The organism is Bacillus sp. SIMBA_008, from assembly GCF_046535495.1.
Lineage (GTDB): Bacteria > Bacillota > Bacilli > Bacillales > Bacillaceae > Bacillus > Bacillus subtilis.
Genome location: NZ_JAWRWL010000001.1, coordinates 391,249 through 407,185 on the forward strand (window position 1 = coordinate 391,249; position 15,937 = coordinate 407,185).

11 protein-coding genes and 3 pseudogenes are annotated in these 15,937 nt (G+C 32.1%); 10 read left to right on the plus strand and 4 right to left on the minus strand.

Annotated features, from left to right (window positions below):
- The first annotated feature begins 3 nt into the window (after window positions 1–3).
- Genes SB658_RS01965 through SB658_RS02010 form a run of 10 tightly spaced genes read left to right on the plus strand, consistent with a single transcriptional unit; the run spans window position 4 to window position 11,196 of the window.
- Window positions 4–759 (plus strand): ABC transporter permease, encoded by a 756-nt coding sequence (locus SB658_RS01965; protein WP_128753637.1) that lies wholly within the window; start codon window positions 4–6, stop codon window positions 757–759.
- On the plus strand, window positions 759–1,571 hold the full coding sequence (locus SB658_RS01970) for an ABC transporter permease (RefSeq protein ID WP_015714413.1): 813 nt from the start codon (window positions 759–761) through the stop codon (window positions 1,569–1,571). The genes SB658_RS01965 and SB658_RS01970 overlap by 1 nt, the downstream gene beginning before the upstream one ends.
- A 19-nt stretch (window positions 1,572–1,590) precedes the next feature.
- Window positions 1,591–3,354: a non-ribosomal peptide synthetase gene (locus tag SB658_RS01975; protein WP_015714412.1), complete on the plus strand. Its 1,764-nt coding sequence runs from the start codon at window positions 1,591–1,593 to the stop codon at window positions 3,352–3,354.
- Between the two features lie 13 nt (window positions 3,355–3,367).
- Window positions 3,368–4,255: an NAD(P)-dependent oxidoreductase gene (locus SB658_RS01980; protein ID WP_015714411.1), complete on the plus strand. Its 888-nt coding sequence runs from the start codon at window positions 3,368–3,370 to the stop codon at window positions 4,253–4,255.
- Between the two features lie 28 nt (window positions 4,256–4,283).
- Window positions 4,284–5,891: a phenylalanine aminomutase (D-beta-phenylalanine forming) gene (locus tag SB658_RS01985; protein ID WP_015714410.1), complete on the plus strand. Its 1,608-nt coding sequence runs from the start codon at window positions 4,284–4,286 to the stop codon at window positions 5,889–5,891.
- A gap of 27 nt (window positions 5,892–5,918) precedes the next feature.
- Window positions 5,919–7,160 (plus strand): ATP-grasp domain-containing protein, encoded by a 1,242-nt coding sequence (locus tag SB658_RS01990; RefSeq protein WP_015714409.1) that lies wholly within the window; start codon window positions 5,919–5,921, stop codon window positions 7,158–7,160.
- The gene (locus SB658_RS01995) at window positions 7,157–8,395 is read left to right on the plus strand and encodes a M20 family metallopeptidase (protein WP_015714408.1); all 1,239 of its coding nucleotides are present in this window, start codon (window positions 7,157–7,159) and stop codon (window positions 8,393–8,395) included. Before SB658_RS01990 ends, SB658_RS01995 begins: the two co-directional genes overlap by 4 nt.
- Window positions 8,396–8,428: 33 nt before the next feature.
- Window positions 8,429–9,604, plus strand: coding sequence for a Gfo/Idh/MocA family protein (locus tag SB658_RS02000; RefSeq protein WP_015714407.1), 1,176 nt, complete (start codon window positions 8,429–8,431; stop codon window positions 9,602–9,604).
- 54 nt (window positions 9,605–9,658) lie between these two features.
- A complete protein-coding gene (locus SB658_RS02005; protein ID WP_128422325.1) occupies window positions 9,659–10,207 on the plus strand; it encodes a hypothetical protein in 549 nt (182 codons plus the stop codon).
- Window positions 10,207–11,196, plus strand: coding sequence for a cysteine peptidase family C39 domain-containing protein (locus SB658_RS02010; protein WP_015714405.1), 990 nt, complete (start codon window positions 10,207–10,209; stop codon window positions 11,194–11,196). The genes SB658_RS02005 and SB658_RS02010 overlap by 1 nt, the downstream gene beginning before the upstream one ends.
- Window positions 11,197–12,150: 954 nt before the next feature.
- On the opposite strand, the pseudogene SB658_RS02015 reads toward SB658_RS02010, so the two are convergent.
- The 4 genes and pseudogenes from SB658_RS02015 to sigV form a co-directional block, all read right to left on the minus strand.
- Window positions 12,151–12,303: pseudogene (locus SB658_RS02015) on the minus strand (YrhK family protein); the annotation flags it as partial.
- Window positions 12,304–12,436: 133 nt separating this feature from the next.
- Window positions 12,437–14,342: pseudogene (gene oatA, locus SB658_RS02020) on the minus strand (peptidoglycan O-acetyltransferase OatA).
- A 110-nt stretch (window positions 14,343–14,452) separates the two neighbouring features.
- A complete protein-coding gene (rsiV, locus tag SB658_RS02025; protein WP_015714403.1) occupies window positions 14,453–15,310 on the minus strand; it encodes an anti-sigma-V factor RsiV in 858 nt (285 codons plus the stop codon).
- Window positions 15,310–15,811: pseudogene (gene sigV / locus SB658_RS02030) on the minus strand (RNA polymerase sigma factor SigV). Before sigV ends, rsiV begins: the two are co-directional and overlap by 1 nt.
- Window positions 15,812–15,937 lie beyond the last annotated feature (126 nt).

A 15,937-nucleotide genomic window follows, 5' to 3' on the forward strand; every position in this document is an offset into this window, starting at 1 on the left:
TCAATGGAGTATAGAACTAATTTCCTTCTTAATATATTTGGAGGATTTTTCACTTTAGTAATCCAATTATACTTGTGGTCTTCTATTTTTGAAAATACTAGTAGCAAAACAGTTTTTGGTTATACTTATAGTGAGTTAATTATATATACCGTAATGGCTGCTTTGGTTACGAATTTAGTATCTACAGGGTTTGAGAGGGATATTGCACTAGATATAAAGGATGGGGGTTTAAGTAAATTTCTTATTCAGCCAATAAATTATTTTAAGTTTAGAAGTAGTTGTTTTTTAGGACAAAAATGCAGCGAATTATTAGTTACAATAATACTTTCAGTATTCTTATTATGTACTATTAACTCGGTTATGGATTTAGATTTAAATATAATCAATATATTTTTTTCGATTATACCTATATTATTATCTATATTGCTTAATTTTCTTTTTTTCTATTGTATAAGTTCATTAGCATTTTGGTTTGAAGAAGTATCAATGCTTTTTTGGGGAGTCAATCTTTTAACGTTAATTATAAGTGGTTCAATATTCCCCTTAGATATTTTTGGTGAAAGATTAAACTATGCTCTTAATTTTTTACCTTTTAAATATACAGTATATTTTCCGATAAACATAATAACAGGAAGATTAAGCCCTTCCATGATTCTTAATGGAGTTCTAATTCAGTTAGTATGGATAGTTATCCACTTTTTTCTCCTTAAAGCTTTGTGGAAAATTGGTATGAACAAATATTTGGCGGTGGGTGGCTAATGAGTAAATTAATTAATGTAGTTAATAAGCATTTAATTGTATATATTCAATTTTTAAAACTTAGTTTAATAACTCAAATGGAATATAGATGGAATTTTTTCATTGGGTTTATTGTAGAAAGTGGGTTTATATTTACAAAAATTATGTATCTTATTGTTATTTATAATCTAGACATTACTATTAACGGTTACTCACCAGATGAAATTTTACTTTATGTAGGAACTTTTTCTATAATAACAGCATTCTATACTGGATTTATAATGATTAATTTTTACGAAATACCTAATAACATAAAAAAGGGTGACTTAGATCTTCTTATAATAAAACCAGTCTCCCTCCAGTTTATGTTAACACTTAGGAAAATTGACTTTTCTATGATCCTATCAAACTTTTTAGGTGGAACGGCAATGGTTATTATGGCTATTTTAAAATTAAATATAGATTTAACATTTAGTTATTTTCTTGGTTATATATTACTAATTTTTTTAGGAGTAATTGTTGCGTATACATTATTTTTGATTCCGCAGCTTTTGTCTTTTTGGATTATTGAAACAAAGGCGATATTTAATATATCAGATAAGGCATGGGATTTTAATACAATGCCGATGGTAATTTATACAAAAATAATTCAAAGAATAGGGATTTTTCTTATACCTATTTTTACAATCTCAAATTTTCCTTCAATGTTCTTAGTTGGCAAGATTTCTAATACGCTTTTAATATGGGCTTATATTGTCCCGATCATTCTTTTTGTTTTAGTCCGTATATTTTGGAATTATGCAATAAAGAATTATAGCAGCGCTAGCAGTTAATTTAAGGGGGGGTAATAAAATGGAACTGTCAATCTATGATTTGTTAAGGAGGACTTCATTTAAGTATCCAGACACAGTAGCAGTCAAATTCGAAAGTCAGAGAATTACTTATAAAGAGTTTCTATTCCGTGTGGATTCAATAGCGTTATATTTAGAAAAAGAGGGAATTCATTCAGGTAAAATAGTAAGTATAATAATGAAAAGGTCTCCTGAGCTACTTGCTACATTATTTGCATTACTGAAGCTAGGTGCAACTTATGTCCCCATAGAACCAACATTACCCGAAAAAAGGATTATTTATTTAATAAAAGATAGCGGATCAGAATGTGTTGTTTCTGATCAAGATTGCAATTACATTAAGAACAAGAAAATTATAAATATGTCTAAAGCAAAAGAAATAACAACATATACTGAAGATATTCCACAAAAAAGTTCACCTAATTATATGAAAAATACAGCCTATATTATTTATACATCTGGTTCGACAGGGGATCCAAAAGGTGTTCTGATAACACAGGAGTCGTTAATGAATTTAATTAGAAATGGAACAGAAGAAGTTGGAATAAATTTTGGGAAAACAATAGCCTGCATATCAAATATTTCTTTTGATATGTCAGTACCTGAAACTATTTTACCTTTATGTAAGGGTTTGACAGTTGTGCTTGCGAATGAAAAAGAGCAAATAAACCCTGTTTTAATGAAAAAATTAATTATAAATAACAATGTTGATATACTCCTTATTCCTCCTACAAGATTAGAATACCTCCTTAGTTACAATAACGATTATGTTTTTTTAAAAAGACTAACTACTGTGCTATTAGGTGCTGAAAATATATCCTATAATCTACTTGAATTAATTAAAACTAATAGTAGTGCTAAGATTTATAATCTGTATGGACCAACAGAAATAACTGCATTTGCAACTTATTGCAATTTAACTAAAGCAAATGATATTCATATAGGAAAGCCTATTAAAAATATGAATGTATTCATTTTAAATGAAAAACAACAAAAACTGGGAGTTAACGAAAAAGGAGAAATTTATATATCAGGGATAGGTGTAGGTAAAGGTTATGTTAATAAGCCTGAGCTTACCAAAAAAAACTTCGTCTCAATTCCGTCAATTAGTGAGAATAGAATTTATAAAACTGGTGATCTCGGTGTAATTTTGCCAAGTGGTTATATTAAATATTTAGGTAGAAAGGATAATCAAGTTAAGTTTCAAGGATACAGAATAGAATTGGAAGAAATCGAAAAAGTAATCATTAAATACCCTGGAATAAAACAATGTGTAACAGAAATTAATAGAGATAAGAATAACGAGCAATGGATCTGTTCATTTTTTACAAGTAATAACACAATAAATGAACAGAAACTTAGATCTTTTTTACTTGATAAACTACCAATTTATATGGTTCCTAGTCATTTCATTTGTCTTGAATCATTTCCTATGAACGTTAACGGGAAAATAAATCGGAAAAAAATTAAAGAACTTGTTATTCAAAAAGGAAAAACTTCAGAACACAAAAGTGATTATAAAGAAACTATAATGTATATTATAAATGATATTTTACAGACAGATTTTAAGAATAAAACTTTGAAAATTAGTGAAATTGGTATGGATTCGGTACGATTTATCAAAATGGTTTCAGAAATTGAAAGACGTTTTGAAATCGAGTTTGACGATGATTTTTTAATTTATGATAAATTTAAAACGATAGAAGATATTATAAATTTTGTATATATAAGATTAAATAGGATACAAAATAAAAAGTTTGAGTAAGGAGAAAAAAACAATGAGTAAAAGAATTGGTCTTATAGGAATTGGAAATATGGGCTACGGTATAGCTTTAAATTTAATAAAAGCAGGGTACTTTTTACACATAATTAAACACAGAAATAGTCAAAAAGTTCAAAAGTTACAGGAGATGGGGGCAAGGCTAGAGTATTCAATAATTGATATTGCTCTTAAATGTGAAACAATTCTATTATGCTTGCCTAACTCTCGGGTTGTAGAAGAAGTTTTATTAGGGGAAGATGGAGTTATTAATCATTTAAGGAATAATGCTGTAATTATTGATTGTTCAACATCCCGCCCAGAATCAACAAAAATCTTAGGGGATTATTTAAAGGATAAACAAGTAACCCTTCTTGATGCCCCACTAACAAAAGGCCCTGAAGAAGCAATAAAGGGTAAACTAAATGTTATGGTTGGTGGAGACTATACTATTTTTGAAAAAAATAAAGACATTTTGCGCTGTTTTTCGGAGAATATTTTTTATATAGGCAAATTAGGGGAAGCACACAAATTAAAACTATTTAACAATTTCATTTCTATGGGGTTTACAGGAATAGTTATTACTTCTTTGGCATTAGCTAAATTAAATAACATTGATGTTAATAAACTTGATGAGATAATGTCCAAAGGTTCTAATTATATATCTACTTTACCTTCAATGATTAATTGGATTAATAATAAGGAAGAAAGTATATTACAATTTTCAATCAACAATGCTTATAAAGATTTAAAATATTTTAAAGAAATAATTAATGAAGAAGAACAGAGTAAACTATTTATTGTTGATGAATTTATTTTATTTTTTCAACAAGCTATAGAGCGAGGATTGGGAAATGAAATGTTACCTAGATTGTATGATTTTTACTCAAAGCATAAAAAATTTTAACTTAAGCTAGTAGGAGGAATATAATTTAATGGAAAATTACTCATTTAAAAAATTTGTATTATCCAACCAAAAAATAAGTCTCTCTGATTTTATTAAAATAGTAAAAGAGCCAGATTTGAAAGTTGAAATTGATGATGAAGTGAAAAATAAAATTTTAGCGTCTAGAAAATTATTGGATGAATATGTTGAAAATGGTCGTATAATCTATGGTGTAACAACAAGTATGGGAGGATTTGTAGATTATCTAGTCCCTGTCGAATTTTCCGAAAAGTTACAAAATAATTTAATATCCTCTGTTGCCTCAAATGTAGGCGAATATATGAGTGATGAAGATGTTCGGGCGACAATGTTAGCGAGATTAATTTCTCTATCTAAAGGGGCTTCTGCAATATCTTTAGAGAATTTCAAAATATTTTTGAATATGTTAAACAAAAATGTAATACCATGTATACCAAAAAAAGGATCTTTAGGTGCAAGCGGAGACTTAGGGCCTCTAGCGTTTATAGCATTGGTTGGAGTGGGAAAATGGAAGGCAAAGTTTGAAGGCGAAGTTTTAACAGGAGAAGAAGCACTTATTAAAGCTAAAATTAAAAAAATGAAATTGGGCTACAAAGAAGGTCTAGCTCTTATAAATGGAACCTCGGCTATGGCAGGTACGGGTGCTATGGTAAGTGATGGGGTAAAACAACTTTTAGGCTTTTACGAATACATTTCTGCGTTGACTTTTGAAGGGCTTGCTACAAAGCTTAAACCTTTTGATCCAATAGTTCATAAAAGAAAACTCCATAAAGGACAGAATTATTTTTCAACTAAAATTTATAATATTTTAAAATCAAGTAAATTTGTTATAGATGAAGCAGAAACAGAGGCTAATATTCAAGAAAAGAAAAAAAATGTTGTAGAGCATTTAGACAATCAAATTGAAGATGCGTATTCATTAAGATGTTCTCCTCAGATACTAGGTCCATTATATGAAACTGTTGAATTTGCATCGACTATTATAGAAAATGAAATCAATTCAAGTAGTGATAATCCTTTGATTTTACCAGAGGAAAACGATGTTTTTCATAATGGACATTTCCATGGGCAATATATCTCTATGGCTATGGACTACTTATCAATTTGCTTAACGACATTATCTAATTTGTCTGATAGACGAATTGATAGATTTATGGATAAGTCAAATAGTAATGGTCTACCTGCTTTCCTAACAAAAGAAAATCCAGGATTAAGATTAGGTTTAATGGGTGGTCAATTTATGAGTACTTCCCTGACTGCTGAAAATAGATCATTATGCACACCATTATCAATACAAACATTAACATCAACTGGAGATTTTCAAGATATAGTCTCTTTTGGATTAATAGCTTCACGGAGATGTAAAGAAATTTTAGAGAATACTTTATATATCGTTAGTTTTGAACTTTTATGTGCTTGTCAAGCTATTGATATAAGAGAAGAAAGCAACCTATCAAATGCAACCAAAGTTCTTTATGATAATGTAAGAAAGATTGTACCTTATCTATCATACGATACTTCGATCACCCCTTTTATTGAAGAATTGAAATACTTAGTACAAAAAACAACATTATTAAAGGAATTGGATAATATAACAAGTATCGATATCAATAAATAATAGTCATAGATAATGAGGTGTTATAAATTGAGAAAAAGAAGAATTTTATTCTGTGGTAATGGAAATAGTGCCGAGATTTTAAAAGATCTTAACAAAGACTACGAAATTTATATGATAGCAGAGTTTAAGCATGATATTGGCATGCAGTATATTACTAAATTCGTTAGAGCAGATCCTATTGATCCTAAGAGCGCCTTAGAAGCAGCTTGTTACCTATATGAAAAAGGATATGAATTTGAAGCTGTTTTTAGTTTATGTATTGATACAGCAATATCTGTATCAATCATTGCGGAACATTTTAATTTATTCGGTATTCCTTATGAAGTTGCAGTTAATTCAACTATAAAATCAAATAGAAGTAAAATTTTTGAAGAGAATAATATTCCATCACCTAAATATAGAATCGTAAATAGTTATGCTGAATTATTGGAAAGGGCAATAGATGTAGAGTTTCCCTTAGTACTAAAACCTATAAATCTATACGGATCGATAGGCGTAGTACTTGTGGAAAGTAAACAAGATCTTTATGAAGCCTATAAATACTGTACGAATGCTACTAATGAAAAAAGTGTTATAGTAAATGAATATTTAAAAGGAACAGAATACAGCAGTGAAGGTTTAATGATAGATGGAAAGTTTCATTTAACTGGTCTTTCCGAACGAGTTTTTCATTATGAAAAGTACAAGCCCCACTTTGTGGAAGTTGGAGACATTATTCCTACACTTTTAGCGGATCAAGAAAAAAGGATGTGTTCTAAAGTTACTGAAGAAGCTGCCCTTGCTTTAGGAATTAAAAATGGGATTGTAAAAGGAGATCTTATATTACATAACAAACAAATAAAAGTTCTTGAAATTACGCCTAGGCTTGGTGGTCCTCGCTTCGGTACAGAGATGATTCCTTTAAGTAATGGTACGAATATCCTCCGAGCTGCTATTCAACAAGCACTACATGAAGAAATTGATTACAATTATTTGAATCCAAAATATGAAAAGGGTATGGTAAATAGAACAATTTTTGCACAACCAGGTATTATAACTAATATAGAGGGTTTAGAAGAAATTAAAAATTTACCAGGTTATTATGACTTTAAGTGGTGGAAGTTTCCCCCATACTCTGTAGGAGATATTGTGAAAAAACCTCGCAATATGGCGGAAGGCATTGGTTATATTATTGTAACAGGGAAGGATAGAAAAGAAGCAAGCAAGAATGCAAATTTAATAGAACAGACAATCAGAATAATAACAACAAAGAATGAGGTGTTAAAATGAAAATGAAATTTAAAGAGTGGTTTTATCAAAATGAAGATAGGATAATAAGTAATTTGTTTTCTTATTTAAGTATAGATACTTCTTCACCACATGAACATAGAGCATTAAATTTTATAAGAGACTATCTAAACGAAGTTGGCTTTATAATTGAAAAACAACATTTACATAAAGATTTAGAACTTCACTCAGCTTTTGTGAAAACCAACCAATCAGTTATTAATTCAGAACGTTTTAATATTAAAGCGTTTAAATACAGTAAAAATAATAGTTTAAAGAGTGTGCTATTTAATATTCATATAGATGTTGTCCCAGCAACAGTAGACTTTCCTCATGCTTTTTCTCCATACATTAAAAATAGTTACATATATGGACGCGGTGCTTGTGATACAAAAAGTAATTTAATTATGCTAATAGAAGCTATTAGGTTTTTGCAAGAAAACAATATTAAAATAAATAAAGAAATAGCTATTGATTTAGTGATTGAAGAAGAGGTCAGTAGTAATGGAACTATATCTTCTATTCTGCATGGTGTCGAGGCAGATTCTATAATTGTGATGGAACCTACAAATCTTTTAGTGTATAGGGGACATCGTGGTTGTATAACAGCGAATATTACCGTAAAAGGTAAGGCAGTACATATGGGAAGTAAAGAAGCAGGTGTCAATGCTATAGAAAGTGCTTACAATATAGTAAATCGACTTAAGTGCTTAGAACTAGAGTTACTAGAAGAAGCAAAAAACAATCAAGCATTTTCCATATGGGATATGCCAGTACAAATAAATATAGGAAAAATAAATGGAGGAGAGTGGGCAGGATCCGTCCCAGAATATTGCGAGCTTATTTGTAATATTGGTTTTCTTCCGAACTACTCTATTGAAGATATAAAAGAAAAAATAACAAAAGTATGCAGAGATACAAATGATGACTGGACTAATAATAATGTTTGTATAAAATTTGAAGGATTAAAGAATAGTGCTTACCTGATCGAGAAAAATGACCCGAACGTAGTAAGCTTAATGAATTCACTAAATAGAAATGGAATAAAACAACAAGAAAGCTATGGATGGTGTGTAAGTTGTGACGCACATCTTTATCAAAGATTTACTGGTATACCCACTTTAATTTTTGGTGCCGGTGATCTCTCTGATGCACATTCAGCTCATGAAAAAATAGATATAGCTGAATTACAAAAAGGGATCCTAATCCTTGCTGATTATCTATCTAAGGAAGAATAAAAAGAAAACATCTATTCAAGGGGACTTAATATTATGCTATCAATTGCTTTAATTGGTATGGGAAGTGCGGGCAGCAGGTTCTTAAGAGCGATATTATATAGAGAAAAAATTAAAGGCGATGTAAAACTAGTTGCAATTTGTGATAGAAATAGAGAGAGACTTGAAAATTTTTATAATACAAATATAAAAACTTATCAAAAAGTTAATGACCTTCTCATAAATGGGGCGTACGATATTATAGTTATAGCAACAAATGAGAATAGCCATTTTAATATACTTAAAGATATAAAGAAATATTCTACAAAATATAAAAGAATTTTAGTTGAAAAATTGTTGGTTGAGAAATTTAATCAAGTCAGAGATATACTTTCTATATATGATGAAAATGAAATTGCTGTGCATTTTGTAGAGAGACATAGTTTAATTTTAAAGTATTTGTTGAATTGGATGCAAACAAACAACCTTACTGTAAAAAGGGCAAGTTTTTTTTGGGGAAAGTTCAGGTTATACGATCATAGACCTACAATAGGAGTTACATCTGAGATATCACACCCAATTGATTTAATATTAATGATTAGTAATATTAAACCTGGTACACCTTTTGAAATACTCGGAGGTACTTATGTTTATAGTGATTTTTCAATATCAGGAAAGCAAGTGTTAGATACTATCAATGTTAATTTAAAAATTGGAAATGAGATTCTTGTTAATGGATCAAGTTCATTTTTATGGGAAAAACGCAGGCGAAATGTACAATTTTATCTAGCAAATAGTGAAGGAATAGTGACATATATGGTTGTACTGATCTTTGATAAACCACATTGGGATATGGACATATGTCGAGTTTATAAAGTTAATTTGCCTTATGGAAGAAAAAGATTAATTAATACTTGGAAAGTAAATTCTAATAAAATAATTTCAGAACTTTTTTGTGTTCATAAGACCAGTATATTTATAGACGAAAATGTAAATGAAATTAAAGGGTTAAGAGAAAGTTTCACCCTCGCTAAGTTGTCAAGTTCTGCTTATGTTCAGGAAATTGTTAGTTCTTTACATTCACATTCAGAATTAAATCTAATAGATACCCCCATTTTTGGAGAAAAAACTTTTAATCTTAATCACTATAAAAAAGTTGATGAGGCAGTTAAAGATTACTTAACTGGAAAGATAAGAGGAAATGATTTTGCAAAAACAGACGAAAACTTTTAAACAAATTAAATAAGTATATTTTCTAAGAAAGGTGATTTTATGGGGAAATACGAAATGATAAATTTAGAAGAATTATTTAATAATAAAGGGATTTCCAGAATGAATAATCCACAAGATGCTAATTTTACTGGATTTGGATCAAGTTATATTTCTGAAAATCTCCCATCTTCTAGAAGTGTTTTAGAATTATATGGTGTGCCCTTTTTGTTTCCAAATAAAGATCCTTTAGTTGTTGACAATTTGGAGTTTATGAATCAAGAAATTCAAATTAAAGAAGCATATTATAGCAATATACATGTTCTTGGTGCCGCTGATAATGGCTCTTTTATTGAACCTATTAAACTTGTGGGAAATGATATTAAAGAAGTAAAAATTGGATTAACAGATTGGATTGAGTCTTCGCCTAAATTTAATAATAAAAAAGGTATTATTTGTGAAGGTATTAACTCAAATAAGAGTGGTTATACTAGGACAGTAAAAACTAATATATGGTATTCTGTTGTTGGAATTCCAAGTAATAGTCTCTTTAAAAGCATATTACTAGTTGATAATCCCAGTATGCATATTTTTTCTTTAACACTTGAGAAGGATGGGTGTTTATAATGATATTGGATATTAAACCATATAATAGAGCTGGATATGATTGTATGAATTTAAGTGTAACTAACATATTGTTTTATAAGAATTATCCCCATTCTAATTCAGTCTGGAAACAATCAGGGTTAATTTATTATATTGATGAAAAGTATGGAATTGGTAATTTAGAAGGTTCATATTTAACCCGTGTCCAAGAGCTAGAGTGGATACACAATATTAAAGTAAAGACTATTAAACATAAATATAAAAATGATTTTTTAAGTGGAATAATCAATCTTCTAAGAGAAAATGAACCTGTACTTGTCCCAGTTGATACATACTATACGAGAGGAAATATGTATTATCAAACACGTCACACTCCTCATATAATCACAATTATCGGTTATGAAGAAAGTCTTTTTACATATGTTGATGATGCTTATGGTTCAATAGCAGAACTAAAACCTAAAGAGCTGATAGAGGCAAACTCTATGAATCTTAAATACATGTATATTAAATTACCTGAAGAAAATTATTTAACTAAGGAAATACTATTAGAACCTATTAAACATAATAATAATAATCTGAGGGGAATAATATCTACCTCTAATATTCCTGATGTACCGGGTGTTATTAAAGAATTTGGGTTGTCGGGTTTGGAAAAATTTTTAGATTTTTATTACGAACATAATATTGATGACACCTTCAATCAGTCTGAAGAAAAAATTATGGAAATATATAGGGGGTTATCGGCGGTTTCAAATTCTAGATATAAATATGCTGATTATCTATTTGATATTTCTGTTTATTATCCTGAAATAAAAAATATAGCAGAGGCTTATTTATTTATAGGACAAGATTGGAAAGTGTCGGCGAATATGGTTCTAAAATCAACTATGAATAATAGGTTAAATTTAATTCAGAGAATGCTTGACAAAGTCGAATTAATAATGGAAAAAGAGAAAGAAACACTTAGAATGTCAGAAGAAATTCATAGCATTATTTGTAATAAATAAACAAAATATTAAAAAAAAGGTAGTAAAATGAAATGAGTTATGGTATAGTGACAATATCGGGGTTTGGAATATTCTGAATCTTGATAAAATGTAACGAGGGAGGGATTTTACAATGAAAGAACGTGTCGAAGAGCGTACTACTTAAAAAATAGCACCATAATTAAAAGAAAAGAGCTGTTTTCAGAATTCTGAAAACAGCTCTTTTTTATGAATTGATTCATCCTGTATTCATGTTCTTTATCACTTTACATCTAACTATGATCTGGTACACCTAAATCCCAACATTCCCTGTAAAAGCTCGCCGTTCCTTATACTATAAGTGTTCTAGTATAAATAAATTTATATTTAAGTGACTCGCAGAAAAACTTTACTACTCGATCAGTAAGCAATACAATTTTTACTTTCCGATTGGTCAAATAAGAATGAATGATGTGTCTCTTTATTAAAGCATTTTTTGATGCATCAATGGTGTATTTTGCCCCTAGTAAAAATCTTAAAAGGGACAGCAGCCGTGATGGCTGTGAAATTTCATTGGGTGTTGGGTTTATTTTGAACATTGATTTTGCCTGTTCATTGCGACAAACAGAACAGCACAATTAAAAAGTGCAATTTAATGACCTTTTACAAGTGAAGCTATTTTCAACCTTACCGTATCAACCTGCTATTTCTGATTTTTCATTTTTGCTGAAAAAAACATAAAGGTCGACACTCTTTACTTCTTTTTTCGTCTCTTTTAAGAGCTATTGTGAGATAAATAGCTCGAGCAGTAAAAGTTGTTACCCCCACAAATTTGAGGCCGTGCGAATTTCCGACTGGTAATTAAATTTGTATTATTTTTCATTTGTCCAATTCGATAAAGGCTGAAAAACAATAAAAGCCATTTTACTTAGTGAAGAATCTGTCATTTTGCTGACTTGATGTGCCTGTATTGACACTTAAGGTGTTTTCGATAAATAATTGGCCATAGAAAAAGAAAAAACTTCCAACGAGAAACATAGCACCGATGATAAAATCGTTTACTGTATAAAGAACCTTATATCGTTTTTGGAAAAAAAACTCATATCGTTTCAGCTCTTTTTGGATGTCATGTTCTTTATTTCCTTTCATTATCATCCCTCCATTCTATTTTGGCTTACCCTTACGTAAACGGAATGTAAACATAAGGGCAGCCTTGCTGAAAGGAGACATAATCAACGATCAGAAACTAAAGTGAAAAAGTGATCCGCATAGGATCTCTTTTTTATGATTTCATCGCCTGAACAATAAGAGCGGTCAAAGCTTTTGCCCCTTTAGGAACCAAGTGAACACCATCAGGGGTAAAATATTCCGGATGCTGAAGGGCTTCTGTATGCCAGTCAACTAACGTAACATTTTGATGTGCGCTTGCCTGGTGCTGTAAAGATTCATTAACCTTGCTTTCCCATTGGCGGGGAACCCGTGTATTGACAAGATAGATATGGGCTTTTGAGAAAGATTGAAGCAGTTGTTCGATTTGGCTGTTTGTAAAGTAGCCATTGGTTCCAAGCTCAATGATGACAGCCTTGTTCGGCTGATTAAAAGACTTGTACTCCCTTGCGAGTTCCAAAGCTTGAGACATTTGTCTTCCTACCTTTCCATCAATCGTCACATGTGAAAGTGACTGACGCAGGTGTGAAGAAATATCAAGCATGACGGAATCTCCTATAGCTAACACCTCTTTCGCAGTATCTGCGGGTTCTTTCGTCTGTTGAGATTGCGTGTCTTTCTTTTTATGAGTCTCTTGCCCACTATCTTTGTTTTCCTTTTGACCCTGAATGGAATCTGTTGTTTTTTGTTCAGGATTGTGTTTTTTATCTGCTGCAGCGTTCTTTTTATCCCCAGAAGCCTGGCTGGTGTCAGCATTTGTTTCTTGTGAGCTATAGGTCCATTTGGTAGGGTGCTTTTGCTCTCCGGCTAACCCAGACAGCCCTCCTGCAAAAATAAGTATAGCGAAAATGACGAAACCAATTGACAGTTTGCTGATGACAGATGTCGTTTTCCATTCCTTGATTCTATGTATAAAAACACGACGGAAAAATGACCTAAATCCCTGTGTCCGTATCGGCTTCTCAATAAAATGATAGGAAAGCTCGGCAAGTATACATGTCACAATCACCTTTAGCACGATATGCCAAAGAACAGGGTTTCCGATTTCTTGAACTGGCGTGCTTAACACAATAACAGGGTAGTGCCAAAGATAAATTCCGTAAGACCTCGTTCCAAGCCACCGAAGCGGCCTCCATGAAAGCAGATTGCCTAAAAAGCTGCTCGGATGGCAAACACATGCAATAAGGATTGCGGCAGTCACGCTAATGAATAGCATTCCGCCTCTGTAAAGAAAAGGCTCGTATTCATCTGTGAAATAGACACACAACACTAAAATACAAAATGCCAAAAATTCAGTGGCGTGCAAAGTGTGCTTCAGTTTGCTTGGCAGCCTGTTGGAAGACAGCCTTTTCATCGGCCATACCAAAGCCAAGGCACATCCGATGAGAAGTTCAAACGAACGAGTGTCTGTGCCATAGTAAACGCGGCTCGGATCTCCGCCAGGTTCATACAGTACGCTCATCATCACGGCTGAACAAAGCGCAAGCAATGATATCACCGCAGCCAATCTGGCGCGGCTTTTCATTATGTACATTCCAGCAACTAAGAACATCGGCCATATGATATAAAATTGTTCTTCAATCGCCAGCGACCAAAGGTTTTTTTAGAGGTGATGGGGAACCGAAACTATCAAAATATGATAGCTTGTGAAAAATAAACCACCAATTGCTCATATAAAAGAGAGAAGAGATCGCATCTCCACGTACAGTGTGCAATAGTTCTCGATCAAACAATACGACCCACACAACAGTGGAAAAGATCATAAGGTACGCTGCCGGCAGAAGCCGCCGAATGCGGCGCACCCAAAAGTCCCGAAAATCAAGATTGATATCATTTCCATATGCCGGTAATAGAATGGATGTAATCAAATATCCGGATAAAACAAAAAAGATATCAACTCCGATAAAACCACCGTTAGCCCAATTGAAATTTAGGTGATAAGCGATAACTGACAGGACGGCAAAAGCGCGAAGGCCATCAAGTCCAGGGATGTATCGATGATGCTGTGTCTTGTGATACATGGGTATTCCTCCAATAGTAAGCAAATATTCTCGTTGTTTTTGATAGCGAGGTTACGACCTCGAATAGAGAAGAGAGAAAACATCCATAATCTTAGATGGATGTTTTTATTTTATCGAATATAACGTTCTCCCACGAGCAAGTTTGAAATGACGCTGGTTGGAATTGTAAACTCGGTAACGCCCATATAGCCGGGGGCGACTTCATATTCGTCAAATGAGATCACAAGTTTATGGTCTTCAGTAATGTAAAACGTCTGATCAGGAAGAATCGTTTTGAACGGTTCTGCATCTTCGTCAGTGAGCCAATATATTTTATTTGGATCTTCCTTCATTTGCTGTTTCATTTGCTCTCTAATATTTTGACTGATGACTTTAATATAGCGCTCATCTTTGAATAAGCTTTTTAATGTAAGTAAAATATCATTCTTTTTGTCAATTGTAATATAACGGCTTTGTGTGTAGGAAGATGCTTGTGTTTTTTCAATATTGCGCCGGATAGAGAGTAAATCTGGCGTGTCTGTGACCGTCTCGTAATCACTGTAGATGCTGAGATGCCCTTTTTTGTTTTTGGATGTGGACTGTATAAACTCTTTATACAGCTGCTGGCTTTCTTTCAAGTATTTCTCGTTAATGCTGTTTTCAAGCTCTTTATTAGAAAGCCCGGACAAAGCAGGTGTTTTGACATCAATGCTTGATTGGTCTTTTTCCTCTTTGATTTCAATAAAGGTGATCGCTTTGACGATTTTGCCGATGACAGGGATCTTTGACATAGCCTGAGCAGTGTCAGGGTTGATATTAACAAGCGCAGTGAAAAAAATAGCTGCAGCGATTGTTGCTGATGTCGGCCACATGACGATTCTTTTCTTTTTTGGTTCTTGCTGAAGGGCTTTTTCAACAATGATATCCAATTCTTTAGGAATCGGAACATTTTTATATTCTTCTCTTAATTGCTGTAATCTCTTATCCATTAAGAAAGATCCTCCTTCGTCAGCTGAATGCGCATCAGCTTCAATGCTCTGTATAGGCGGCGTTTTGACGGTATTCGTGTTTTCTCCTGTAATTTCCGCAATTTCTTCTAATTTGAGGTCTTCAAAAAAGCGTAAAATAATAATGGTTTTATAGCGGTATGGCAATTCGTCAAGCGCTTCATGGAGATCAGTATCCTTGTAATGGTCTTCCTTTCCTTTGCTTAAAAATTCTATCGTTTCGTCGTCCATCACTCTTATCTTTTTTTGTTTGCGCAAAAAATCAATGGCTGTCCGCACTAAAATTTTATAAAACCAGCTTTTTATCGTCTCAGGGTTCCTGACCGTTTCAACTGAGCTCAGCGCTTTTTTTATCGATTCCTGAACAATATCTAATGCGTCATCTTGATTTTTCACATAACTGAAAGCCAACCTGTAGAAATCTTGCTTATGGTCAGTTATGCATGTGACAAGCAACGCTTTTGTTGTTTGTTTTTTCTTCATTGCAATAAAGGGCTCCTTTTTGAATATACGTATATCGTAGGCTGTTACCTAGGATAGACGCGGCAGGCTGAAAAATAGTTTGCGCAGAATCACATTTTTTTAAAAGAGAGAAGTAAATCAGCATAG